Origin of the sequence: Curtobacterium sp. NPDC090217, from assembly GCF_044746705.1 — a bacterium.
In the GTDB taxonomy this organism is placed as follows: domain Bacteria; phylum Actinomycetota; class Actinomycetes; order Actinomycetales; family Microbacteriaceae; genus Curtobacterium.
Genome location: NZ_JBIVCR010000006.1, coordinates 40,838 through 64,425, shown reverse-complemented (window position 1 = coordinate 64,425; position 23,588 = coordinate 40,838). Strand labels below are relative to the sequence as shown.

The 23,588-nt window shown below is 71.8% G+C and carries 18 protein-coding genes; 8 read left to right on the top strand and 10 right to left on the bottom strand.

Annotated elements, in window-relative coordinates; all coding sequences use genetic code 11:
• Positions 1–42: 42 nt before the first annotated feature.
• Positions 43–483, top strand: coding sequence for a metallopeptidase family protein (locus ACIPJ2_RS18125; protein WP_281264969.1), 441 nt, complete (start codon positions 43–45; stop codon positions 481–483).
• Between the two features lie 13 nt (positions 484–496).
• On the opposite strand, the gene ACIPJ2_RS18120 is transcribed toward ACIPJ2_RS18125, so the two are convergent.
• The 5 genes from ACIPJ2_RS18120 to manA all read right to left on the bottom strand — a co-directional run bounded on the left by ACIPJ2_RS18120 (position 497) and on the right by manA (position 7,818).
• Positions 497–1,894, bottom strand: a complete 1,398-nt coding sequence (locus ACIPJ2_RS18120; protein ID WP_402730014.1) for a DUF5719 family protein — start codon at positions 1,892–1,894, stop codon at positions 497–499.
• Positions 1,891–4,743: a glycosyltransferase gene (locus ACIPJ2_RS18115; protein ID WP_402730013.1), complete on the bottom strand. Its 2,853-nt coding sequence runs from the start codon at positions 4,741–4,743 to the stop codon at positions 1,891–1,893. Before ACIPJ2_RS18115 ends, ACIPJ2_RS18120 begins: the two co-directional genes overlap by 4 nt.
• Before the next feature lie 128 nt (positions 4,744–4,871).
• Positions 4,872–5,204 carry a WhiB family transcriptional regulator gene (locus ACIPJ2_RS18110; RefSeq protein WP_402730012.1) on the bottom strand — a complete coding sequence of 111 codons (333 nt, stop codon included), beginning with the start codon at positions 5,202–5,204 and terminating at the stop codon, positions 4,872–4,874.
• 333 nt (positions 5,205–5,537) lie between these two features.
• Entirely contained in the window at positions 5,538–6,500 is a 963-nt protein-coding gene (gene galE / locus ACIPJ2_RS18105) for a UDP-glucose 4-epimerase GalE (protein ID WP_402730011.1), read from the bottom strand.
• Positions 6,501–6,600: 100 nt separating this feature from the next.
• The gene (gene manA / locus ACIPJ2_RS18100) at positions 6,601–7,818 is read right to left on the bottom strand and encodes a mannose-6-phosphate isomerase, class I (RefSeq protein ID WP_402730010.1); all 1,218 of its coding nucleotides are present in this window, start codon (positions 7,816–7,818) and stop codon (positions 6,601–6,603) included.
• Between the two features lie 78 nt (positions 7,819–7,896).
• On the opposite strand from manA, the gene ACIPJ2_RS18095 reads away from it, so the two are divergent.
• Both ACIPJ2_RS18095 and ACIPJ2_RS18090 read left to right on the top strand, forming a co-directional pair.
• The gene (locus tag ACIPJ2_RS18095) at positions 7,897–10,008 is read left to right on the top strand and encodes an acyltransferase family protein (RefSeq protein WP_402730009.1); all 2,112 of its coding nucleotides are present in this window, start codon (positions 7,897–7,899) and stop codon (positions 10,006–10,008) included.
• Between the two features lie 19 nt (positions 10,009–10,027).
• Positions 10,028–11,407 (top strand): O-antigen ligase family protein, encoded by a 1,380-nt coding sequence (locus ACIPJ2_RS18090; protein WP_402730008.1) that lies wholly within the window; start codon positions 10,028–10,030, stop codon positions 11,405–11,407.
• Positions 11,408–11,437: 30 nt separating this feature from the next.
• Here the strand turns inward: ACIPJ2_RS18090 and ACIPJ2_RS18085 are convergent, their stop codons facing one another.
• The gene (locus ACIPJ2_RS18085) at positions 11,438–12,826 is read right to left on the bottom strand and encodes a hypothetical protein (protein WP_402730007.1); all 1,389 of its coding nucleotides are present in this window, start codon (positions 12,824–12,826) and stop codon (positions 11,438–11,440) included.
• Positions 12,827–12,922: 96 nt separating this feature from the next.
• Here ACIPJ2_RS18085 and ACIPJ2_RS18080 point away from each other — a divergent pair, with 96 nt between their 5' ends.
• Both ACIPJ2_RS18080 and ACIPJ2_RS18075 read left to right on the top strand, forming a co-directional pair.
• Positions 12,923–14,236 carry an O-antigen ligase family protein gene (locus tag ACIPJ2_RS18080; protein WP_402730006.1) on the top strand — a complete coding sequence of 438 codons (1,314 nt, stop codon included), beginning with the start codon at positions 12,923–12,925 and terminating at the stop codon, positions 14,234–14,236.
• A 25-nt stretch (positions 14,237–14,261) separates the two neighbouring features.
• Positions 14,262–15,653 (top strand): hypothetical protein, encoded by a 1,392-nt coding sequence (locus ACIPJ2_RS18075; RefSeq protein WP_402730005.1) that lies wholly within the window; start codon positions 14,262–14,264, stop codon positions 15,651–15,653.
• On the opposite strand, the gene ACIPJ2_RS18070 is transcribed toward ACIPJ2_RS18075, so the two are convergent.
• Positions 15,598–16,344, bottom strand: a complete 747-nt coding sequence (locus ACIPJ2_RS18070; protein ID WP_402730004.1) for a polyprenol monophosphomannose synthase — start codon at positions 16,342–16,344, stop codon at positions 15,598–15,600. The genes ACIPJ2_RS18075 and ACIPJ2_RS18070 overlap by 56 nt on opposite strands.
• Before the next feature lie 94 nt (positions 16,345–16,438).
• On the opposite strand from ACIPJ2_RS18070, the gene ACIPJ2_RS18065 reads away from it, so the two are divergent.
• The 3 genes from ACIPJ2_RS18065 to ACIPJ2_RS18055 are packed head-to-tail and all read left to right on the top strand — an operon-like array spanning position 16,439 to position 18,575.
• Positions 16,439–17,176 (top strand): glycosyltransferase family 2 protein, encoded by a 738-nt coding sequence (locus ACIPJ2_RS18065; protein ID WP_402730003.1) that lies wholly within the window; start codon positions 16,439–16,441, stop codon positions 17,174–17,176.
• Positions 17,173–17,556 (top strand): DUF2304 domain-containing protein, encoded by a 384-nt coding sequence (locus tag ACIPJ2_RS18060; protein ID WP_402730002.1) that lies wholly within the window; start codon positions 17,173–17,175, stop codon positions 17,554–17,556. Before ACIPJ2_RS18065 ends, ACIPJ2_RS18060 begins: the two co-directional genes overlap by 4 nt.
• Positions 17,556–18,575 carry a glycosyltransferase family 2 protein gene (locus tag ACIPJ2_RS18055; protein ID WP_402730001.1) on the top strand — a complete coding sequence of 340 codons (1,020 nt, stop codon included), beginning with the start codon at positions 17,556–17,558 and terminating at the stop codon, positions 18,573–18,575. The genes ACIPJ2_RS18060 and ACIPJ2_RS18055 overlap by 1 nt, the downstream gene beginning before the upstream one ends.
• A gap of 68 nt (positions 18,576–18,643) precedes the next feature.
• Here ACIPJ2_RS18055 and ACIPJ2_RS18050 read toward each other — a convergent pair whose 3' ends face one another.
• The 3 genes from ACIPJ2_RS18050 to ACIPJ2_RS18040 all read right to left on the bottom strand — a co-directional run bounded on the left by ACIPJ2_RS18050 (position 18,644) and on the right by ACIPJ2_RS18040 (position 23,574).
• A complete protein-coding gene (locus ACIPJ2_RS18050; RefSeq protein WP_402730000.1) occupies positions 18,644–19,891 on the bottom strand; it encodes a lipopolysaccharide biosynthesis protein in 1,248 nt (415 codons plus the stop codon).
• On the bottom strand, positions 19,888–21,408 hold the full coding sequence (locus ACIPJ2_RS18045; RefSeq protein WP_402729999.1) for a hypothetical protein: 1,521 nt from the start codon (positions 21,406–21,408) through the stop codon (positions 19,888–19,890). Before ACIPJ2_RS18045 ends, ACIPJ2_RS18050 begins: the two co-directional genes overlap by 4 nt.
• A 90-nt stretch (positions 21,409–21,498) precedes the next feature.
• Entirely contained in the window at positions 21,499–23,574 is a 2,076-nt protein-coding gene (locus tag ACIPJ2_RS18040; protein WP_402729998.1) for a hypothetical protein, read from the bottom strand.
• Positions 23,575–23,588 lie beyond the last annotated feature (14 nt).

Genomic DNA, 23,588 nt, shown 5'->3' with positions numbered 1-23,588 from the left:
ACCGAACCAGGCGGTGGACGGCCCGCCGCGTACGATGTGGGGATGCGCCGCAAGCCCCGTCTCGTCACCCCGGTCGACCGTGGCCGAGGGCGCTCACGCCACGGTCGGGGGTACCGGTCGAGCGTCACCGGTCCTGATCTCGCTCCGATCATCACGAGGGCAGAGGCGTTCGACCGCATCGTCGGCGACACCGCGCACTACCTGCTCGGGTTGTGGCCGGACGAGCTGCACGGCGTCGTCTTCCAGGTGGCGGACATGCCGACCGACCCGACGCTTCCCGACAGCATGCCGCGGTGGCGGGTGGACCACGCCGAGCGCCGGGTGACCGTCTTCCGGATCCCCGTCGAACGGGTGACCCGCTCCCCCGAGAAGGACGACGTCGACCGACGGATCATCGTGGAGACCGCGGTCTTCCGTGCCGTCGCCGAACTCATCGACAAGGACCCGTGGGACCTGGCTCCCGACCGCTACCGCCACTGGTGAGGGCGCCTGAGAGTCAGGGGTAGACGCGCACCGGGGTGGAGACCTCGGTCTCGGGGCGGATCGGGAAGCCGGCCACGCCGTCGTCACCCTGGTACGTGATCCCGGCGACGAGGCCCTTCGCACCGGTGATCGTCAGTTGCTTGGCGGTGTCCACGCCGACCGTCTCGGTGGAACCGGACGGCACGCGGACGGACTTCCGGTCGTCGCCGGACCGGATGACGACCGTCGCGTCCTCCGTGGTCGGGTTGACGACGTTCAGCCGGGCACCGTCGCCAGGCGCGACCGACGTGATCGCCTTCGCGCCGAGCGGCTCGGCCGAGGCGAACCAACCGAGGTCCGTCCAGTCGTGGTCGGTCGGCGTCGTCGTCCTGGCACCCGCCACGACGGGCTCCGTCGAGCTCACCGAGAACGAGTACCGGCCGTCCGGGAAGTCGTCGAGCGAGACGTCCGTGACCACGCCGGGCTCCGCGGTGGTGTTCACCGTCGTGCCGCCGCCGTCCGCGGTGGTGATCCCGAGCGTGACGCGAGCGGCCTTGTCACCGGGGACGAACAGCCGGACGATCGGGGCCGCATCAGCGGTGTCGTCGCCGCGCTGGGCTTCCTGGGCTCCGCGGAGGACGACGGCGGGGATGACCTGGCTGCGCGACGGGGCCGCACCGCCGGAGACGATGTCGAACCCACCGGGGGTCAGCGTGCGGACGACGGTCTCCTGCATGTGCGCGACGATCTGCCCGCCGGAGGAGGTGACGTGCACGACCGTCGAGCCCTGGTCCGAAACGAACCCGGACAGCGGCACGACCTTCTGCGAGTTCGGCGCGACGACGATGCCCGTGGTGCCGGGAGCACTGACGGTGCCCGTGCCGTCGTAGATCGACAGGTCGACGGTGGCGTTCACGTCGGTCGGGTTCGACAGGGTGATGAGGCTGGTGCGGCCGGTCTCGGTCGAGCCGCCGACGAGCCACGTCGACTGCGACGGGTCGTCGCACGACGCGGCTGCCACGCCGACGAGGTCGCCGTTCGACACGTTCTGGTAGCTCGAGCCGGCGACCTGCGGGGTGGTGTCGCCCGCTGGCGCGGTGAGCAGGGTCGGGTCGCTACTGCCGTTCGTGCTCGACGCCAGGTCGGATCGCTCGACGGACTCCCCCGTCGTGGCCGTCGCCACCGTGGCCGTCCCGACCGTGGTCGCCTTCGTCGCGTCGTTCCCGGCGTCGTCGGAGAGCCGGAGGGCGCTGCCGGCGCACACGCGCTCGGCGTCGGCCGGCACCGGGGTCACCGTGCGTCCGGCCGGTCTGCCGGGGGCCTCGGTGGTCCCGAACGCGTGGGCGGCTCCGATCGTGCCGACGGCGACGACCACCGCGATGGCGGTCGCCGTGCCGCGGACGATCCAGCGGCGCGCGGGGGTGGTGCTCATTCGTCGCGCTCCTCGTCGAAGGTGGTGGCGGGTTCCTCAGCCTCGATGACGTTCGAGGTGGCACGGCGCCGGCGCGGGGCGGTCGGGACGGCGAGGAGTGCTGCCGCGCCGAACACCACCCCGAGGACCACGAGGTACAGCACGTGGGTGGTCTTCGCGGCGGCCGACCCGGTACCCGTGCGGTCGACGTCGCCCTCGTAGTGGAACAGCTGACCGCTCGTGGTCTCACCGATGCTGGTGAAGAGCGCGTTCTGCCCGATCGCACCGGCAGCGCGGTCGTGCACGGCCTTCGCCTGGTCGTCCGCCGGGGCGTCGTCGAGCAGCACGAAGCTCACGCCGAGCTCCTTGAGCGCGGGACGCGGGTCGTAGCCGCTCCGGCTGGCGAGGTTCCCCGCGAGGGTGGCCAGGCGTGACCCGGACGGCGACAGCGACAGCGCCGTGGCGTCGAGCGTGGACTGGTCGTCGAGCGTGGAGCCCTGTCCGCGCTCGAGCGAGACCGCGAGCGAGCCGTCGGTCTGCGGATCGACGACGAGGGTGCCGACGTCGGGGTTCGCCTGCGCCTCGGCGTTCACGTAGGCACTCAGCACCCGGCCGGTGGTCGGCTGGATCACCGCGTTGCCGAGGTAGAACGCCGCGAACGCCGGCGCGACGGCGACCCCGGCGAAGACCGTCGCGACGAGCCCGATGACCGGGGCCTGCCGCGGCACGGTGTCGATGCCGATGCAGGCCGCGAGGACGATCGCCAGCCAGTACACGGTCAGCCCGCTGCCCGGCCACACGATGGTGGTGGTCGAGCCGACGCCGGTCACGGTGACGTGGGTGGCGGCGAACGCGGTGGCGAAGCCGAGGAGCGCGGCGATGAGCGCGGCGCCGGCCACGGACCAGCGGTGGCCGAGCATCGAGCCGAGCGCGGTCACCGCGATCGGCAGCGCCAGGATCGCCAGCGCGATCGGCAGCGCCGCGAGGACGAGGGACAGCGGCTCGCTGACCGGCAGCCACCCGTTCCAGTCCGGCAGCGGCTGCCCGATCGCGAGCTGCAGCGCGGAGGGGGCCCTGGTCGCGGACGGCACGCCGGGGTCGGCGAAGATCCCGAGCACGTTGCCGCGGGCGAGCTGGGTCAGCACGAGCGGCAGGAAGAGCACCGCGGCGGGGACCGCGATGAAGACCCGGCGGTGCGCGTGGCGCCAGCCGATGCCGAGCGCCACGAGCCACCCGACGAGCAGCACGGGCAGGAGCGACGGCGCGGACGCGGCGACGCCGGCGAAGAGCAGGGCCGCACCGGACGCCGACGCCCACGAGCGGTGCGCCTCGAGCACGGTGAGGAAGAGCCACGGCAGGAGCACGTGGGCGATCACGGCACCGAGGTGGCCGGTCGTGACGGCCCCGACGAGCGACGGCGCGATCGTGTACAGCGCCGCACCGATGACGGGCACCCACGTGCGGGTCGTGACCTTGCGGACCACGAACCACGCACCGAGCGCCGACACCGGGAAGGCGAGCAGCATCACGACGACGACCGCGGTGGACGGCGACCAGAAGACGATCGACCCGAGCACGGCGAGCACCGCGGCGAAGGGGTCGCTCGGCCCGGTGAACCCGGTGCCGAGGGTGTGCCAGCCGTAGCCGACGTTCTGCCAGAGCTGTCCGACCGTCGTCGAGAGCGGCAGCAGGCCACCGCCGGTCAGCGCCGGGGAGCCGAGCAGCGGGAAGAGCGTGACGACGCTGAGGACGGCAGCGGCGAGGACGACCCAGATGCCGCCGTCGCCGAGGAACGACGCCCGGGCGATCGGTGCGTCCTCCACCCGCGCGAGCTCGACGTCGCGCGACGTCGTGCGCCGTTCGTGCACGCGGCGCCAACTGACGCGCAGCGGCTCGACCGCCGCCCATCCGAGCTTCTTCGTGCGTGCCAGTGCCGTCCTGGACCGACCTGCGCCGCCGCCGAAGGCCACGGCGAACGCTGCGGCCAGTTCACCGGACACCGCTGCCGGGTGCTTCGCGACGAGGTGCCCGATCGCACGGCCGAGTGCGAACGGCACGAGCGTGAGCCAGTGGATCCAGAGCACCCCGGCCGATGCGTACGTCATGCGGCGGTGCAGCTGCGCCTGCCGGTGCAGGCGCACGCGACGACCTTCGGAGACGCGCTTGCGGCCGAACTCCTCGATCGGGCCGGCGCTCGTCATCCGCGCATCGGGGACGACCGCGACGCGGTTGCCAGCGAGGCGCACGCGCACACAGAAGTCGAGTGCGGCGTCGACGTCGGGCAGCGCCTGGTCGAAGCCGCCGAGCGCGACCCACACGGAGCGGCGCACGAGCATGCCGCCGGCGGCGACCGCCAGGACGTCGGTGTTCCGGTCGTGCTGCCCCTGGTCGAGTTCGTCCTGCACGAGCACCAGCGAGCGGCCGAACCGGGTCATGCTCTCGCCGAACGCGCGGATGCGGGAGGGGTCCTCGTCGTCCACGAGCTTCGGGCCGGCGACCGCCACGGACGGGGCGATCTCGACGGCCGCGAGCATCTCGGCCAGTGCCGTCGGCGCCGGCGCGTTGTCGTGACCGACCAGCCAGAGCCACTCGTCGACCGCTTCGTCGGACTCGGGGTGCGGGGCAGCCTTCTCGCCCGCGGCGACCGCGTCACCGAAGGAACGCCCGGCGGGGATCCTGGTGAGCTGGGCGGATCCGCCGAACTCGAGCTCGGCGGTCGACCCGTCGGTGGAACCGACGTCGACGACGACCAGGTTCTCGGGGTGGCGGGTCTGGTTCGCGAGGGCGGCCAGCGTCCGGTCGAGGTGGTCGGCACCGTTCGCGCAGACGAGGATCGCGGTGACACGGGGCTGAGCGGAACTGGGCTGCATGACGGGCGTCACTCTACGGTCTGGAGGCCCGGCCACAGCCCGACGGGACGGCGTGCCGTGAACCTGTGGGGACGATCAACGCATGGTGCGGGGCGGACGTTCGTCCAGCCTCCAGGGCGGCTACGCGGCTACGCGCGCTTGCGGAGCTTGCGACGCTCGCGCTCGGAGAGGCCGCCCCAGATGCCGAAGCGCTCGTCGTTCTCGAGCGCGTACTCGAGGCACTGGGCCCGGACCTCGCACGAGGTGCAGATCTTCTTCGCCTCCCGCGTCGAGCCGCCCTTCTCGGGGAAGAAGGCCTCCGGGTCGGTCTGCGCGCAGAGGGAGTCGACCTGCCAGGCAAGCGGGTTCTCCTCGTCGTCGCCAGCGGCTCGGCGGACACCCGGGACGCCGAGCGCCACGGGGTCGACGTGCCAGTCCTCTGGAACTCCGGCGTGGAAGTCGGAACCGCTCACCCTGATCACCCCTTGGTTCGTCTCGCTGTCGCCGCCTGTCGCAGCGTGTCGTTGCCTGTAATTACAGCGGTGTGATTCGTCGGAGTCAAGTCGCGGATCATAGAAGGCACTGACCGTTCCGGCGTGTCATGTCCCCCATTCGGGCGTGTCGCGCCGGTTCTGTCGGCGTCTCGGGGGACAACGGGGTGCGGTGCGGGGGCTGTCGCGGGGGCACCGCGGGCGCGCCGAGCTGCGTTGCGCCCCCATGCGAACATCGCGCCCCGTCGTGACGGGGCGCGATGTTCGTGGCTGGGCGCAAACCGGGACACGGAGGCGGGCACCGCCGTGCGCGGGACGCGGGCCCTACGCCACGCGGCGGCGGGCCTCCCAGGCGCTCGTGACCATCTCGTCGAGGGTGTGGCGCATCGCCCACTCGAGGTCGCGGGATGCGGCCTCGCCGGTCGCGACGATGCGTGCCGGGTCGCCGGGGCGGCGCGGGGCGACCTCGGGCTCGAAGGCGATGCCGGTTCCCCTGGCCATGGCGTCCATGATCTGGCGGACGCTGACGCCGTCGCCGCTGCCGAGGTTGTACGCGCGGTCGAGCAGCTCCCCCGCCTCGAGCTTCCGTGCCGCCACGGCGTGCGAGTGCGCCAGGTCGGCGACGTGCACGTAGTCCCGCACGCAGGTGCCGTCGGGGGTGGCGTAGTCGTCGCCGTTGATCCGGGGGGTCTTGCCGGCGAGGAGCGCGTCGAACACCAGCGGGAAGAGGTTGTGGGGGCTCGCGTCGTAGAGGTCCGGCTCGCCCGACCCGACGACGTTGAAGTAACGGAGCGACGTGGTGGTGAACCCGCGGGCGACCTCCATGTCCCGGAGCAGCCACTCGCCGATGAGCTTCGACTCGCCGTAGGGCGACTCCGGGTTCTTCGCGGTGGACTCCACGACCGACTCGACGTCCGGCGTGCCGTACACCGCGGCGCTCGACGAGAACACCACCTTGTCGACGTCCGCGTCGGCCATCGCCCGCAGGAGCGTCGCCATCCCGGTGACGTTCTGCTCGTAGGTGTGCAGCGGACGCTCGACCGAGACGCCCGCGTACTTGAACCCGGCGACGTGCACGACGCCCGTGACGTCGTGCTCCCGGATCGTCCGCGCGAGCAGGTCGGCGTCGAGGATCGTGCCCTCGACGAACGGCACGTCCGACGGGACGAACGCGCGGAAGCCGCTCGAGAGGTCGTCCAGCGCGACGGTGTCGATGCCGTCTGCGCCGAGCGCGCGGACGACGTGGGATCCGATGTACCCGGCACCGCCGGTGACCAGCCAACTCATGCCAGCCACGCTAGCGGACCGCGTGACGCGGACTCCCGCGCACCCGGTGCGCGAACCCGCTCGTCGCTACTCGCTGGTGCCCGTCACTCGCTGGTTCCCGTCACTCGCTGGTTCCCGTCGCGATGAAGACGGTCGACGTGAGCCCGGTGGTCGAGTCGGCCTCGACGGTCACGTCGCCTTCGTCCGGCGTGATGAAGCACGACTCCCCTTGCCGCAGCAGCGTCGCGGACTGGGCGCCGACGAGTGTCACGACGCCCTCGGTGCAGATCGCGATCGACGGGCCGGACAGCGGCGCGACGCCACCGGTGCCGAGCCCCACGGGCTTGCCGTCGCCGGTCACGCGGACGAGCGCGAAGCCGACGCCGTCCGGCGCGAACCGGTCGACACCGGAGGCGAGCGGCTCCGGCACGAGCACCGGCGCCGGGTAGGCGGTGAAGTCGAGCACGTGCAGCAGCTCCTGCACGTCGACGTGCTTCGGCGTGAGCCCCCCGCGCAGGACGTTGTCGGACGGCGCCATGAGCTCGATGCCGAGGCCGTCGAGGTACGCGTGGATGTTGCCGGCCGGGAGGTACATCGCCTCGCCGTGCGCGAGCGTCACGCGGTGCATGAGCAGCGAGACCACGACACCGGGGTCGCCCGGGTAGCGCTCGGCGAGCGCAGCGGCGGTGGCCAGGTTCGGGCTGACGTCCCCCGCTGCGACCGCGTCGGTGGCGAGGTGGCCCACGGCGTCGACGATCGCCAGGGCGGACGGGTCAGCGGTCTCGAGCCAGCGCACGGTGTCCTCGAGCCCCTGCTGCAGGTGTGCGACGAGCGGGCCGAGGCGTCCGCTGTCCGCGTCGAGTACCTCGACGTCGGCGAGCGTCGACTCGATCGGCCGGAACCCGCTCAGGGCCTCGAACCGCTCGCTCAGCGCGACCACGAGCTCCGGCTTCGGGAACGGGTCCTTGTAGTTCCTGGCGGGGTCGTCGAGCGGGACGCCAGCCGCGTTCTCGCGCTCGTACCCCGCTCGTGCCTGCTCCGGGGTGGGGTGCGCCTGCAGGGACAGCGGTGCGGCGGCGGCGAGGAGCTTCAGCAGGAACGGCAGCCCGGTGCGCCCGGCGCCGAGCGCGGTCTCCGGTTCCGCGGCGATCCAGTCGAGGACGGTGTCCGCGCCACCGACCATCGCCGGGTTCACGACGACGCTCGGGCTGCCGGGGTGCGCGCCCAGCCAGAGTTCGGCCTGCGGGGCGCCGGTGACGGTCCGGCCGAGGAGTTCTGGGATCGCGGTGACCGATCCCCACGCGTAGTCGCGCGCCGTGTTGGTGATGCCGAGGAACATGCCCCGAAGCGTATCGGGCACGACCGTCAAGCCGCCTCCTGCGCACTGGCACGATTCGCGATACATAGACTTTCCGCGATGTCTGACCAGCCCGCCGCCACTCGCCGCCGTCCCGACGCCACCCGGCCCGACACCACACGGTGGGACATCCAGGGGCTCCGCGCCTTCGCCGTGCTCGCCGTGGTGCTCTACCACCTCTGGCCGAACCGGCTCCCCGGGGGGTTCGTCGGCGTCGACGTCTTCTTCGTCATCTCCGGCTTCCTCATCACCGGGCACCTGCTCCGCGAGCAGACCGCGACCGGGCGGATCGCGCTCGGCCGGTTCTGGTCGCGGCGGGCGAAGCGTCTGCTCCCCGGGGCGTTCCTGACCCTGCTCGCGACGGGTGCTGCCGTCCTCGTGCTGGTCCCGAGCACACTCTGGGGGCAGTACGGTCGCGAGCTCATCGCGTCGACGATCTACGTGCAGAACTGGCAGCTCGCCTCCGACTCGGTGGACTACCTGGCGTCGGACAACCAGCCGTCGCCGTTCCAGCACTTCTGGTCGCTGTCGGTCGAGGAGCAGTTCTACATCGCGCTGCCGATCCTGCTCGTGCTACTCGCGCTGGTGCTCCGCCGCACGAGGTGGCATGCCCCGGTCCGCACCGCCCGGGTGCTGCTCGGAGCGGTGGTCGTCGTGTCGCTCGTCTGGTGCGTCGTCGAGACCCGCACGGCCCCCGGCATCGCGTACTTCTCCACGGCGACGCGTGCGTGGGAGTTCGCGCTCGGCGGGCTCGCGTCCACCGTCACGCTCGCGGCTCCCCGCACGCAGGTGGCCAGGCTGGTCCGGACGGGAGGCTCGTGGCTGGGTGTCGCACTGCTGCTCGCGTCGCTCGTCGTGATCACCCCGGCGACGGCGTTCCCCGGCATCGCCGCGCTCCTCCCGGTCGCGGGAGCGACGCTGGTCGTCCTGCTCGGCGCCCGCTCGGGACTCGACGTCCTCGGCCGCTTCGCGCCCGTCGCGTTCCTCGGCCGGATCTCCTACGCCGTGTACCTCTGGCACTGGCCGGCCGTCGTCCTGCTGCCGATCGCCACCGGGCACCCGCTCGGCACGCGGAGCAAGGTCGCGATCCTCGTCGCCTCGCTCGTCATCGCCGCCGTGACGACGCTCTTCGTCGAGGAACCGCTGCGGTTCTCGACCTGGGTCCGTGCGCTCCGCCCGCGTCGTGTCGCGCTGTACGGAGCGCTGAGCACGGTGCTCGTCGTCGCGCTCGGCGCCTCGACCCTCGGCGCGCTCCAGGTCCAGCAGGTCCAGGCGGCGGCGTTCCAGAAGTCGCTCGAGACCGGCGACGTGGACTGCTTCGGCGCCGCTGCCCGGATCGGGAGCGCCCACCCCTGCGTGAACCCGAAGCTCGCGGACGTGCGGGTGCCCACTCCCGCCGCTGCCGGCAAGGACGACGTCAACCGCGGCGCGTGCTGGTCGAGCAAGAACGCCGACTTCAACGTGTGCAGCCTGGGTCCGAAGAGCGGCTACACGAAGCACATCGCGGCGATCGGTGACTCGCACAACAACGCCCTGCTGAGCGCGTACGAGGCGATCGCGAAGGAGCGGAACTGGCGCATCGACGTCGCCGGGCACATCGGCTGCTACCTGACGACGGCCGAACAGTGGGCGCCGTCGCAGACCTACACGGACTGGTGCGACACGTGGAAGCGGTCCGCGCTCGACTGGATCCGCGGGCAGAAGGACCTCGACGCGATCGTGGTGACGCACGCGACCACGAAGTCACCCGTGATCCCGCCCGCCGGGACATCGTCCGACCAGGCGACCGTGGACGGCATGGTCCAGGCTTGGCGCACCGCGACCGATGCGGGCATCCCGGTGATCGCGATCCGCGACAACCCGGTCGCCCACGACGACGTGATGACCTGCATGGGGCAGATGACCGGCCCGACGACCACGGCGTGCGACGTGCCACGGGACGAGGCGCTGTCGTCCTTCGACGGCTCCGAGCAGGCCGTCGAGGCGATCGGTGACCGGGCGCGCTTCGTCGACCTGACGGACTCGTACTGCACGGCCACGTCCTGTCCGGCCGTGATCGGCGGCGTGCTGGTCCACCGCGATCCGACGCACCTGACGGCGACCTTCGCGACGACCCTGGCGCCCTATCTCGGTGCCGACATCGCGAAGGCGCTCGGCTCGCTCGGGCGGTGAGCGGCGCTACCCTGTCCGAGTGACGAACACCTGGCCCATCGCGCGCGGCACCGTACCCGAGCGCGAGGCCTTCGCCTTCGCCACAACGATCCTCTTCACGATGTTCGCCGGCGACGCCGTCCCGAACATGCTGACCTGGTACGGCGCAGCCGTCGTCTGGGCGCTCGAGGCAGCGTGGGGCATCACGATCGTCGTCCGGGCGAAGCCGACCGTCGCGCGGACCCCGAGGGCACTGTGGCTGTTCCTCGCCTGGTGCCTGGTCTCGGTCGCCTGGTCGCACTGGCGTGCCGCGACGCTCGCGAGCATGGCCGCCCAACTCCTCTGCGTGCTCGTCGCCTTCGCGATCGCCTCCACGCTGACGTGGCGGCGCATCCTCGACGCCGTCAGCGCCGCGCTGCGCTGGGTCCTCGGCCTGTCGCTCCTCTTCGAGGCCGTGGTCGCCGTGGTCGTGCGCCACCCCATCGCGCCGATCTGGACGCACTACGGCGACCGCAAGATCCCCGACGCCTTCTACTTCTCCCGTGCCGAGCTGTTCACGGGCGGGCGCATCCAGGGGTTCCCCGGCAACGCCAACCTGCTCGCGATGGTCGCGCTCCTCGCGGCGATCGCCGTCGCCGTGCAGTTCGCCGAGGGCCGGATGGGCAGGAACCGCGCGATCGGGTGGCTCGTGGTCGCCGCAGCGGTGTTCCTCCTGACGCGCTCGTCGACCGTGATCGTCGCCGCAGCCGTCGTTGCGGTGGCGTTCGCGCTCGCCGTGCTCGTCCGCCGCGTCCCGACCGAGCGCCGGACACCGCGGTACCTGCTCATCGCAGCGTTCGCCGTCGTCGTGGTCGTCGTCGGTGTCCTGGCCAGGGGCACGATCGCCGGCCTGCTCGGCAAGAGCTCGGACTTCACCGGCCGGAGCGACATCTGGTCGGCCGTGCTCGGGATGATCGACCAGCACCCCGTCGTCGGCTGGGGCTGGATCGGGTACTGGTGGCCGAGCATCCACCAGCTCGCCGACCTGGCACCGCGCAAGGGCGTGACCTACCTGCAGGCGCACGACGCGTTCCTCGACGTCTGGATGCAGACCGGACTGATCGGGCTGCTCCTCTTCGCGCTCTACGCCCTCACGACGCTCAGCCGGTCGTGGTCCTGCGCCACGCGGATCGGGTACGGCGCCGACCAGCTGCCCCGTCCCTTCGACCCGGTGTCGCTCTTCCCGCTGCTCGTCGTCGTCGCGCTGCTCGTGCAGTCCTTCGCCGAGTCGCGCCTGCTCTACCAGGGCAACTGGGTCCTCTTCGCCCTCATCGCGATCAAGTCGAGGATCGTCCTGGTGGGCGAAGAGCCCGTCTCCGTCGGCGACGGCCCGCGCACGCCGCCGGCGAGGCGCGAGTTCCGCTGGGCGGCCACGCGCTGAACCGCCCGGTACCCGGACGACGCCGGGTGCTCAGCGGTCGAGCAGCACCAGCGTGCACGGCACCTGCGCGCCCCACGGGGCCGTCTTGACCGACACGGACGCGTCCGGGTCGGCCCGGCACCCCGCGACCGACGACGCGACCTGCGGTGCCCACAGCGGGCCGTCCGCACGCTGCGACGGACCGGGGGCCACGTTCGCGACGGCTGCCGCGACGACCACGGCGACCACGCACCAGCCGACGATCGCCCCGGTGACGCGCACCGCGCCTCCCGTCCGGCCGGCGAGCGCGTCCACCGGCCGCGACCACGACCGTCGATCAGCCAGCACGGCCGCGGCGAGCACCACGGCGGACAGCAGCAGCATGCCGGAGGCTGCGGCGTACCGGGTGGGGACCAGCGCACCGAGCCCGGCCGGGTCGAGCGTCCCCCAGCCGGCGTTCGCCGAGGCGTTGGCGACGAGGGCAGCGGTCCACACGACCGCCGACCCACCGGCGAGCGCGACGAGGAGCACGCGGGCCCGCCACGCGGCGACCACGAGTGCGACGACGAGCAAGACCGCGACGGCGGCGGCCGGCACGAGCAGCACCCACCACCCGTTCGCGGCCACGAGGCGGCCGACGGCAGCGATGTCCCGGTTCGCCATCGCGGCGACCGGCTGCAGCAGGTAGCCGTGGGTGACGTCGGCGAGCGTCGGGTCCCCGGGACGTGACACCCGCGGGGTCGTCAGCGACACGGTGACCTGCGCGGCCCCCGCTGCGAGCGCCACCACCGTGACGGGGAGCGCGCGGAGCCCCTGGAGCCGCGCATCCGCAGAGCGGAACGGCAGCCAGGCGAGCAGCAGCAGGGGCACGAAGACGACCGTCTGCAGCTCGGTGAGCACCGCGAACAGTGCGAGCACCGCCACGACGGCGGATCCGACCCAGGTGCGGGCGCGGTACGCGAACAGCCAGGGGACGAGGACGAGCATGTACCAGTGCAGGTTCGCCGCCGTCCCGCTGATCTCGAACGGTGCGAGCGGGAACACGACGGGGACCGCGGCGAGCACGAGCCGGAGGGGCCAGGCCGGCACGAGGTCCCTGGCGAGCAGGAAGACCGCGCCCGCGACCACACCGACGATCGCGCACGAGGACGCGGACACCGTGAGCGCGTACTGCTCGATCGGCCGGTGCACGGCGAGGTCGACGACGAGGCGCGGGAGGAGGTGCAGGTACCCGGCGTACGGTCGCAGCAGCGTGCCGTCGACGCCGTACTGCAGTCGCTCGCGGAGGAAGAGCCCACCGTCCTCGGCCCACGCGGTCCCACGCGCGATCGGTCCGAGCCGGTACCACGCGAGCGCGGCGGCGCCGAGCCCGACGAGCACCGCGCCGAGCAGCAGCGCGGCGGCACGTCCGATGGTGCGCTGCCTGGAGTCGGGTCTCATCGACCAGCAAACCTACCGGCAGTATCGCGTGGCGCGATATCGACGCACCGCGATGAGGACGGCGCCGCACCCCGCCGGGTGCGAGAGGATGGGGACGTGACGGACGGCAGGGTGACCAGGCGAGCGCTCGCGCGTCGGTACCTCTCCGCCTGGATCGGGTTCTCCGCCGGCGGTCGATTCAGCCAGGCGCTCGCGACCGTCGTCCTGCTCTTCGCCTTCGGGCAGTCGGCCGTGTCCACGCTCGTGGGCACCGCCGGCACGTGGGCGGTCCTCGTGACGCTCGTGGTCCTCGCCGGGTTGAGTCTCCTCGGACAGCGCTACCGGATCGAGTGGCACGGCGTGCTCCCCCTGTCGCTCCTGGCGTTCGTCGGGTACTGCGCGCTCAGCGTGCTGTGGAGCGAGTACTCGTGGGTCGCCCTCCGTGGCTTCGTCGCGACGGTCTGCTTCGTCGGGCTCGGGCTCTACCTGGCACTCGGCCGCGACCTCGTGCAGGTCATCCGCGCGGCCGGCGACGCCTTCCGCATCCTGCTCGTCGTCGCACTCGGGCTCGAGGTCCTCTCCGGACTGGTGCTCGACGTGCCCTTCCCCGCCTTCGGCATCCACGGCGACATCGCGTACGGCGGTCCGATCCAGGGCATCGGCGGCACCCGCAACTTCATGGGGTTCGTCGCCGCGACCGCGCTCGTCACATTCGTGGTCGAGTTCCTCACCCGCTCCGTGACCAGGTGGCGGGCCATCGGGTCCGTCGCCATGGCGGTGATCGCGCTCATGCTCGTCCAGTCGCCGATCACCGGGCTCGCGATGATCGCCCTTTCGGTGACCGCGCTCGCGCTCTGGTCCCTCCGACACGCACGACCCACCACCCGGCCGATCGTCAACACGGTCCTCGGGGTCTTCGTCCTCGTCGTGGCAGTCCTCGCGTTCCTCGTCCGCGGCAGGCTGCTCGCCGAGATCGGTGCAGCAGGGGGCAGCGCCACCCGTCTGGCGCTCTGGTCGCAGATCCGTCAGCTGATCGCGCAGTACCCGATCCAGGGCTGGGGCTGGGTCGGGACCTGGCCGCGGGAGGAGGTCGTCCCGTTCGCCGTCCTGGTCGACCCGGCAGGGGTCCGGTACACCTCGGGGCTCAACGCATTCGTCGACGCCTGGCTGCAGATCGGCCTCGCCGGGATGCTCATCCTCCTCGTGGCCGCGGGCCTCGCGTTCGCACGCACCTGGGTGACGGCGACGACGTTCCCCGGTGTCGCCTACGTCTGGCCGGCGGCGATCCTCGTGCTCCTCGCGGTCACGAGCACGGCCGAGAGCTACCTGCTGCACGGCGCGGGGCTGATGGTGTTCACGACGGTGCTCGTCGTCGCGGCGCGGCGCCGGTCGTGGCGACGGTTGCTGCCGCGCGTGGAGCACCATGGCTGACGACACCGTTCGGTAGGTTTGGCGGGTGCACCCCCGTCTCCCCGAACGCATCGCGATGTGCGTCGTCGCAGCGCTGTTCTGCGTCCTGAACCTCGGCCAGAAGCTCCTCTGCACCGTCCCGCGCCCGGCCGACGTCTCGCGGAGCGCGTACGTCAACCAGTACGGGTGCTGGTCCGACGTCGTGTCGCTCTGGAACCAGCGGGAGCTCGGCGCACACGTCTTCCCGTACGTGTTCGGGACGTGGCGCGGCGATCCGCCCCGGCTCGGGGGAGGCACCGTCGAGTACCCGACGCTCACCGGGATCTGGGTGTGGATCACCGCGCTGCCCGCGGACTCGGCGAAGCAGTTCCTCGTCGTGACGGCCGCCGTCGCCGTGGTGATCGCGGTGCTCGTGACGCTGATGCTCGCGCGGATCGCCGGTCGGCGCGCGTGGGTGTTCGCCGCGACACCCCCGCTCGCGCTGTACTCCGCCTACAACTGGGACCTGCTGCCGGTGCTGTGCACGGTCGCGGGGCTCCTCGTCGCGACCTCGGCACCACGGACCTGGCCGCCGCTGCTCCGCTGGGCACTCGCCGGCGCCGCCTTCGGGTTCGGCGGCGCGTTCAAGCTCTACCCGCTGATGTTCCTCGCGGCGCTGGTGCTCGCCGCGCTGCTCGACCGGGACCTCGACCTGTCCGGGCGGTTCCGGCGGGCCCTCACCGCACTGGGCTCCGGCGTCGGGGTGGTCCTCGCCGCGAACGTGCCGTTCATGGTCGTCAACTTCGAGGGCTGGTACTCGGTGTTCCAGTTCCAGGCCCAGCGCCCCATCGGGGCGTCGACCCTCTCGGTCTGGTACTACGGTCTGCTCCCCCGGTCAGCCGACCTGTCGTCGCCGATCCAGGACACGATGTCGATGCTCGCGACCGTGTCCACCGCGCTCGGCATCCTCGCGGTGCTCGTCGTCACCGTCGTCGTCGGTGCGCGGACCGGTCGGACGCCGTGGATCCAGGCGTCCGCCGCGATGCTCTGCGTCTACATGGTCTGCAACAAGGTCGACTCGCCGCAGTACGTGCTCTGGCTGCTGCCGTTCTTCGTCGTGCTGCGGCTCGGCGGGTGGTGGATCGCGGCCTACCTCGTCACCGACGTCTGCCTGACCGTTGGCTTCTTCCGGAGCGGGTACTACCAGGCCCTCGGGGTGACCGGCGACACGTGGGCGTCGCAGATGATGACGGCGGCGATGTGGATGCGCGCCGCGCTGCTCGTCGTCCTGGTGGTCGTGTTCCTCAGGACCCCGACGGTGCGCCGCACCGTGGAGACCGTCATCGACCCCGGCACCACGATCGGCACCACGACCGAGGCCATGGCCGAGGCCGAGGCCGAGGTCAGCGTCGAGTCGCCGGCGCCCGCCCGAAGCGTCGCTGCAGACCCCACTGCGTGACCCGCAGCATCGCCTCGACGACGATCGCCTGGCTCATCTTGGAGACCCCGAGGAGTCGGTCCCGGAACTGGATGGGCACCTCGACGATCCGGCCGCCGAGGTCGTGCACGCGGAGCGTCATGTCGACCTGGAAGCAGTAGCCCTTCGAGTCGATCGAGTCGAGGTCCATCGCGGCGATCGTCGGTGCGCGGTACACGCGGAACCCAGCGGTGATGTCCCTGACGTCGATCCGGAGCATGACCCGCGCGTACGCGTTCCCGCCACGGCTCAGCGCCTGCCGGTACCAGGGCCAGTCGACGACGGACCCGCCTGGCGTCCAGCGCGAACCGATCGCGAGCGCGACGTCCTCGTCGCTCGTGACGGCGTCGATGAGCGCCGGCAGACGATCGGCCGGATGCGAGCCGTCCGCGTCCATCTCGACGAGGAGGTCGTAGCCGCGGTCGAGGCCCCAGCGGAAGCCGGCGACGTACGCGCTCCCGAGCCCGAGCTTGCCGGCGCGACGGAGCAGGTGGACGCGGTCGTCCCCGGATGCGATCGAGTCCACGACGTCGCCGGTGCCGTCCGGGCTGCCGTCGTCGACGACCAGCACGTGCGCGCCGGGGACGGCGTGGAGCACGACGTCGATGATGCCGCGGACGTTCTCCGCCTCGTCGTAGGTGGGGATGACGACGAGGACGTCGGCGGTGGTCATGGTGCACCATCTTCCCCTGGACCGAGACGCGCCGAGCGGCGGCGCGCCGAGCAGGCGTTCGTCCCGGCTCCGCGCCCCGGCTAGGATCGCCCACATGTCCTCACTCGAGCGGGCGCTGATCGTCATGCCCGCATTCAACGAACGCGCCGCCGTCGGCGACGTCGTGGCTGAGGTCCGTGCGGCGCTCCCCGGCGTCTCGATCCTCGTCGTCAACGACGGCTCCGGCGACGACACCGCCGAGATCGCACGACGAGCAGGGGCGATCGTGCTCGACCTTCCGTTCAACCTCGGGGTGGGTGGCGCGATGCGCACCGGCTTCAAGTACGCCGCCGAGCACGGGTTCGACTACGTCGTCCAGGTGGACTCCGACGGGCAGCACGATCCCGCCGGTGTGCCGCAGATCCTCGATGCGTTGCAGCGCAACGACGTCGTGATCGGGGCCCGGTTCGCCGGTGTCGGCGACTACGAGAGCCGTGGGCCGCGGCGCTGGGCGATGGTCGTGCTCGCGCGTGTCGTCTCGTCGATCGCACGGACGAAGCTCACGGACACGACGTCCGGCTTCCGGGGCGCCGGCCCGCGAGCGATCGAGCTCTTCGCGGTGCACTACCCGGCCGAGTACCTCGGCGACACCGTGGAGTCCCTCGTGCTCGCCGCGCGTGCGGGGTGCTCCATCGAGCAGATTCCCGTCGCGATGCGTGCCAGGGCCGCCGGCACGCCGTCGCACGCGCCGTTCAAGGCGATGATCTACCTCGGGCGTGCCGCTATGGCCCTCGTGATCGCGCTGTGGCGTCCGCGGCTGTCGCTCCGGGCGCAGGAGGTACCGGGAACGTGAGCATCACCACATACGTCTTCGGCATCGTGGTCGCCGTCCTCGTCCTCGTCGCGGTCGGGGAACTGCTGCGACGACGGCGACTGCGGGAACGCCACGCGCTCTGGTGGCTCGCCGCAGGGACGGTCGCGCTCGTGATCGCGGTCTTCCCGAGCGTCTTGACCGCCACTGCGCACCTCCTCGGGTTCTCGGTGCCGACGAACCTCGGGTTCTTCGTCGCGCTGGTCCTGCTCTTCATGGTCTCGGTCTCGCAGAGCTCGGAGCTCACGGTGCTCGAGGAGAAGACCCGGGTGCTCGCCGAGCACTCGGCACTGCTCGAGGAGCGGGTCCGCCGGCTCGAGGACGCCGCGGTCGCCGGTCGGCGGTCGGTCGAGGACCGGTGATGACCGCGCCCCAGGTGTCGGTCGTGATGCTCGCGTACGGGGACGAACCCGTGCTGCACGACGCGGTCCGGTCCGTCCTCGCCTCGGAGGACGTCGACGTCTCCGTGGTCCTCGTCGACAACGGCTGCACGTCCGATGCCGTGTCGAGCCTGCCGGACGACCCGCGCCTCCGGGTCCTGGTGCCGGACGAGAACCTCGGGTTCGCGGGTGGCGTGAACCACGGCGCAGCGGCCGCTGACGCCCCGTTCCTGTGCCTGGTGAACTCCGACGCAGAGGTCGAGCCCCGCGCGATCGCTGCGCTCGTGCGGGTCGCGAGCCGACCAGACGTCGGGATCGCGAGCGGCAGCATCCGTCTCGCCGACCGACCCGAGCTGATGAACTCCGCCGGCAACCCGGTGCACGTCGTCGGGCTGAGCTGGGCCGGAGCGTTCGAGGAACCAGCCGCGGACCACCAGGTGGAGCGCGAGATCGCGTCGGCCTCCGGTGCTGGACTCGTCCTGCGCCGGGAGGTCTGGGACCGTCTGGGCGGCTTCGACGCCACCTACTTCGCCTACCACGAGGACGTCGACCTCAGCTGGCGGTCGTGGCAGATCGGCCTCCGCGTGCTGTTCGTGCCGGACGCCGTGGTCCTCCACCACTACGAGTTCAGCCGGAACAGTCGCAAGATGTTCCTGCTCGAGCGCAACCGGCGGATCTTCCTGGCGACGCTGTACGGGCCGAGGCTCCGCGCCGTGACCGCGCTCCCCACCTGGGCCGTCGGCGTGGCACTCGGCTTCGTCGCACGCGGCCAGGGGTGGGCTGCCGAGCACCGGCAGGCGCAGGAGTGGATCCGCACGAACCGTGCGTGGCTCCGTCGGCGCCGAGCCGAGGTGGCCAGGTCCAGGACCGTCGACGACCGCACCATGGCGCGGCTCCTCACCCCGGTCCTCGACCAGCAGGTCTTTCCGTTGCCGCCGGGCTCCGGGGTGTTGCAGGCGGTGATGCGCGGCTACTGGGCCGTCGCCCGTCGCCTGCTCTGACCAGGAGCGACCGACCGTCCCGGTAGCGGCGGGCTGTCGCACGACCGACAGGCTGCCGGAACGACGGACTACGCGCTCGTCGCCGACCCGCCGGCGTGCCCCAGAGGGCGTCGCAGTCCCACGACGACGAGTGCGACCAGGCTGCACACCGACCCGATGACGAACCCGTTCGTCCCGGCCGTGAGCGGTGCGAACGGTGCGCTCACGAGGATCACCACGATCCCCACGACGAGCCCGGTGACCGACGCCAGCGCGACCTCGCCGGAGCGCCCGGCCGACAGGAGGAACGCTGCCGGGACGAGCGCGACGGTGAACACGAACACCCCGACGAGCAGCCCGCGGAGGACGGGAACGGCAGCGGCGCCCTGCTCCGGGTAGAAGATCGGCATGACCACACCCGCCAGGAGGGCGACCGCGCCGAACACGACCACGCACCCGGCGGTGAACACCAGGAAGACCCGCATCCGGTTGCCGTCACGGAGGCTGCCGGAGCCCGGGTCGTGCGCGAACGCCGGGACGATGATCTGGCTGACCGCCTGACCGACCATGGACGCGGGTGTCGCGAGCGTGAACGCCGCCGCGTAGACGCCGACCTGTGCGGGCGCGGCGAAGACCTCGGCACTGATCATCGCGAGTTGCAGGAGTCCGTTCGTCGCCAGGCCGGCGAGGACGTTCCACGCCGTGAAGGACAGGACCCCGGTGCGGGGCATCGCGACGCCGCCACGCACGGACCGCGGCCAGCAGACCACGGCGAACACGGTGTAGCCGAGCGAGATCGGGACGAGGACGAGCGAGGCGTCGTCCACGGCGACCACAACGAGCAACCCGGCGACCGCCAGCACTCCCGTGCAGACGTCGAGCACCCCGACGCGGCGCGCGAGACCCCGGCCCAGTGCCCCGGTCCTGGCGTACGCGTAGGCGCCGTACCCGGCAACCACCCAGGCCGCCGACGCGGCGAGCACCGCGTCGTGCGTCCACACCCAGGCGATCGGCACCGAGGCGGCCCCGAGGACGACGGTCGCGAGCGCCCACGTGCGGGTCAGGAGACCGACGACGGCGCGGTCGTCGTCGCCTCTGGAGATCGCGAGCGCGATGTAGCGGGACAGGGCGTTGCCGGCAGCGGTCGGCCAGAGCAACGCCACGAAGATCGAGAGCGACAGCAGCGCGCTCGCGTGTCCGAGGTCGGCCGAGCCGAAGAACCGTCCGATGAGCACCGTGTAGGCGAGCCGGGCGACACCCTGCGCGACGATGCCGCCCGTCGACCACGCCGCAGAGCGAGCCAGGGTCGCCCCGCTCGGCGCGACCGGTGTGGTCACGAGCCGAGGAGCGACGCGCCGAACAGGACCACGCCACCCGCGCACAGCAGGACGGACGGGGCACGGTACCGGGAGAACAGCACCCCGCTGAGCACGAGGAAGAACGGCAGCATCGAGAGGCCGTACCGGCTCGGGAGCTCGAAGTAGTAACCGGACACCTTCAGCGTCCCGAGCACGAGAAGCGGTCCGAGTGCGAGCGCCACGACGAGCGACGACCACGCGATCGGTCGGATGCCGGTCCGTGCGGGGCCGGCGGCGATGCAGCCGAGGACTCCCGCGATGACGAGCCACGACAGCAGGATCCCCGCGGTGCCGATCGCGACGCCGTTCTCGCGTCCCGTCGGGTCGAGCGGGGTCGCCTGCAGGAACTTCAGGCTCTCGGTGACGAGGTTCGCGAAGTGCAACGGCTTTTCGGTGCCCTGCGAAGGCGGCGGCGCCGCCTGGATGTCGGCACGGACGATCAGCCAGACGACCTGCACGACGAGGGCGAGGAGCGCGCTGCCGACCGCGAGGTAGACGGCACGGTCGGTGACGGTCGCCAGGACGACCTGCCCCCATCCGCGACGGCGCTCCGTGTCCGCCGGCTCGACGGAGAACCCGTCGGAGCGATCGGCCACGACGTGGTCGGCAACCCCACCGGAGGCTCCCCGACCGTCGGCAACCTCGCCGGGGGCGACCGCACCGTCGGCGACCCCGTCGAGGGCGACCGCACCGTCGGCGACCCCGTGGACGGCGACTGCTCGTCGCGGCCCGCGCTCCCGGACGGCCCGGGTGACGGCGATCGACAGCACCGCGAGCGCGGCGATGCCGACCGCAGCGATGTTCTGCACCTTGAACGCGACGCCGACGGCGGCGACGAGGGGGAACAGCCACAGCCCTCGACTGCCGGTCGCGTACCGGGCGACGAGCAACGCGAGCGCCGCGCCGACCGCGAGCGACGGGGCGTCGGTACTGATGTACGTCGACGACCAGTACGCGGCCGGGCTGGCGATCAGCGCGAGCCCGAGCCCGAGGATCACGGGTTCACGGACCCGGAACCGGCGCATGGCGAAGACGAGGAGCACGACGGCACCGGCCAGCCAGAGCGCGCCGACGTACGATGCCGCGTCGATGAGCCCCATGCCCGCCCAGACGAGCGGCTGCGCGAACGCACGCGTGACCCAGAAGTAGAGCGGCGTGTAGATGTCGGCCGACGTCTTCCCGGCCATCGGGAACACCGAGGCGGGCGCCTTGCCGGCGTCCGCGCACGTGGTCGCGGGCACGGTGGGCACGCCGCGGTTGCCGAGGCAGACCAGTGCTTCGCGGGCGAACGCCCCGGTCGGCTCGCCCTCGGCCACGACGCCCTCGCTCGGGACCTTCGCGATGTAGTCGACGTAGACGTACTCGTCGAGCGGCGAGAGCGCGGTGTTCTTCGGGACGTGCACGGCGACCGACGCGAAGGCCGCGATCACGAGGAGGACGGGGACGATCCAGAAGCGCAGCACGGACCGTCCGAGTCCTGATCGGGTTTCAGACATGACCACGAGTCTGCCGTACGTCGGGGTCCGTTCCCGACAACCGGGGGTGTGGCGAGCCCGTCACACCCCGGTCGTCGGGCCACGCAGCCGTCACCGGACGGAGACGGTCTTGCAGGCAAGCAGCGGGTTGTCGCCGCCGTTGGTGTCGATCGCGTAGGCGCAGACCTGGTGCGAACCGGACGCAGCCGGCACGACCGTGTCGAAGCCGCTGTTCGATCCGGCCTTCGGGTACAGGCGGGCGACGTCGCTGCGGGGGGTACCCGTCGTGATCCACCGTCCAGCACCGTCGATGTAGACGGCGACGTTGATCCCAGCCGTCGTGTCCGGGTCGAAGGCCCAGCCCGTCACGCGGATGCCGCCGGTCACCGCCGTGGCCGTGTCGAAGGACCCGACCGGGGCGTTGCCGACCTGGACCGTCGCGCACTTCAGGGTCGTGTTGTCGGTGCCGGCTCCGGTGTTGATCGCGTACACGCAGACCGAGTGCGGCCCTGGCCGCAGCGAGATCTGACTGCTGAAGCCGTGCGCCGCGCCGTACGCCGGGTACACGCGGGCGATGTCCGGCCGCGACGCGTTCGCGGTGAGCACCCTGGGCACCCCGTCGACGTACACGTGGACCGGGATCGAGGCGGTGGTGTCGCCGTCGAGCGCCCAGCCGCGCAGCGAGATGCCGGTTGCCGTGGCGGTGAGCGAGTCGACGCTGCCGACGGGGTTCGCTCCGGGCACCGTGTACGTCGTGCACGGGGCGAGCAGCTTGTTCGCACCGGCGCCGACGTTGATGCCGTAGAGGCAGACCTTGTGGGTACCGGGCGTCGTCGACAGGGTCGCGGAGAACCCGTGCGCGGCGCCGGCTTCTGGGTGGACCCGAGCGACGTCGGCACGCGACGCCTTGGCGCTCAGGACCGTCACCTGCGAGTCGACGTACGCGTGCACGGCGATGGACTGGGTGGGCTTGTCCGGGTCGATCGCCCAGCCGCTGACCGCGATGCCGCCTGGCACCGCTCGCGACTGGTCGACCGAGCCGTACGGCGACGCCTGCGTCACGGAGACCGTCGAGCAGCCCAGGGTGGTGTTCCGGAACGTGTCGATGCTCAACGCGTAGACGCACACCTTGTGGGTGCCGGGGCTGGCCACCACGGACGTGTCGAAGCCGTGGGCGGCACCGTACGACGGGTACGCGCGCTGCACGTCCGGTCGCGAGCTCTTCGCCACGACGGGGGTCGGGACGTTGTCGACGTACACGTGGACGCTCGTGGCGCCGGCGCTCAGCGGGTCGATCGCCCAGCCGCGCACCTTGACGACCTCGGCGCCACCGCTGACGGAGTCGAGGCTGCCGATGGGGTTCGGGGCGCTGGTGATGCCGAACCAGTCGCTGTACAGCCGCCAGAAGTTGCGGTTGCCGTAGGCGGAGCAGCCGTCACCGGTGCCGTACAGGTTGTTCAGTGCCGCCTGGTTCGGCGTGTACGGCGTGTAGTAGTACAGCGCCGCCGTCGCCTTGTTCTGGATGTAGACGCTCTTCGTGCCGCACGCCGCGTTCGGGCTGTACTGCACGTTGCGGTTCCCACCGGGGGCGAACCAGGTGAAGTAGTTGCTGGTGCCGGCCGGGTTGCCGTAGCGCTTCCACTGCCACGACGCCCAGAAGACCTGGTTGCCGACACCCGAGTACGCCGGGTCACAGCCGCCGTTGGCGCTGTCCGGGCATGCGTACCCCATCGCGCGGGAGAGCACGGCTGCTGACGGGTTCCTGGCGATCCCGCCGTTCACCAGGGTCTGCTCCTTCTGGAGCGTGACGAGGATCACCTTCGGGTTGATGCTGCACGCAGCTCCGACGCGCGCGATGATCTGCGCCGCCGAGAGCGAGGAACCACCCGCCACGGCGTTGCACATCGCATCGGCGCCGTGGCTGTTGAGCGAGTAGCGCCCGACGTTCAAGCAGGAGCTGGAGGAGCACGTGCCGATCTGCGCGTTGAGGAACGCCTGGATCGACGACTCGGACATCCCGCCGCCGTTGTAGAACTCGGCGTCGGGGATGATGTTGCCCGGGTCGAACTGGGAGCCGCTCAGCGCGGACGCGGAGTCCTGCGACGCCGTGGGTCCGGAGATCTGGAAGCCGACCAACACGCTCGCGACCGCGAGCACGCTCGCGGCGATGGCGATGAACTTTTTCACGTCGGGGGCCTCCC

Coding starts and splice junctions, on each gene's coding strand:
- ACIPJ2_RS18125 (WP_281264969.1), top strand. CDS start 43: ATGCGCCGCAAGCCCCGTCTCGTCACCCCGGTCGACCGTGGCCGAGGG.
- ACIPJ2_RS18120 (WP_402730014.1), bottom strand. CDS start 1,894: ATGAGCACCACCCCCGCGCGCCGCTGGATCGTCCGCGGCACGGCGACC.
- ACIPJ2_RS18115 (WP_402730013.1), bottom strand. CDS start 4,743: ATGCAGCCCAGTTCCGCTCAGCCCCGTGTCACCGCGATCCTCGTCTGC.
- galE (WP_402730011.1), bottom strand. CDS start 6,500: ATGAGTTGGCTGGTCACCGGCGGTGCCGGGTACATCGGATCCCACGTC.
- manA (WP_402730010.1), bottom strand. CDS start 7,818: ATGTTCCTCGGCATCACCAACACGGCGCGCGACTACGCGTGGGGATCG.
- ACIPJ2_RS18095 (WP_402730009.1), top strand. CDS start 7,897: ATGTCTGACCAGCCCGCCGCCACTCGCCGCCGTCCCGACGCCACCCGG.
- ACIPJ2_RS18085 (WP_402730007.1), bottom strand. CDS start 12,826: ATGAGACCCGACTCCAGGCAGCGCACCATCGGACGTGCCGCCGCGCTG.
- ACIPJ2_RS18070 (WP_402730004.1), bottom strand. CDS start 16,344: ATGACCACCGCCGACGTCCTCGTCGTCATCCCCACCTACGACGAGGCG.
- ACIPJ2_RS18065 (WP_402730003.1), top strand. CDS start 16,439: ATGTCCTCACTCGAGCGGGCGCTGATCGTCATGCCCGCATTCAACGAA.
- ACIPJ2_RS18055 (WP_402730001.1), top strand. CDS start 17,556: ATGACCGCGCCCCAGGTGTCGGTCGTGATGCTCGCGTACGGGGACGAA.
- ACIPJ2_RS18045 (WP_402729999.1), bottom strand. CDS start 21,408: ATGTCTGAAACCCGATCAGGACTCGGACGGTCCGTGCTGCGCTTCTGG.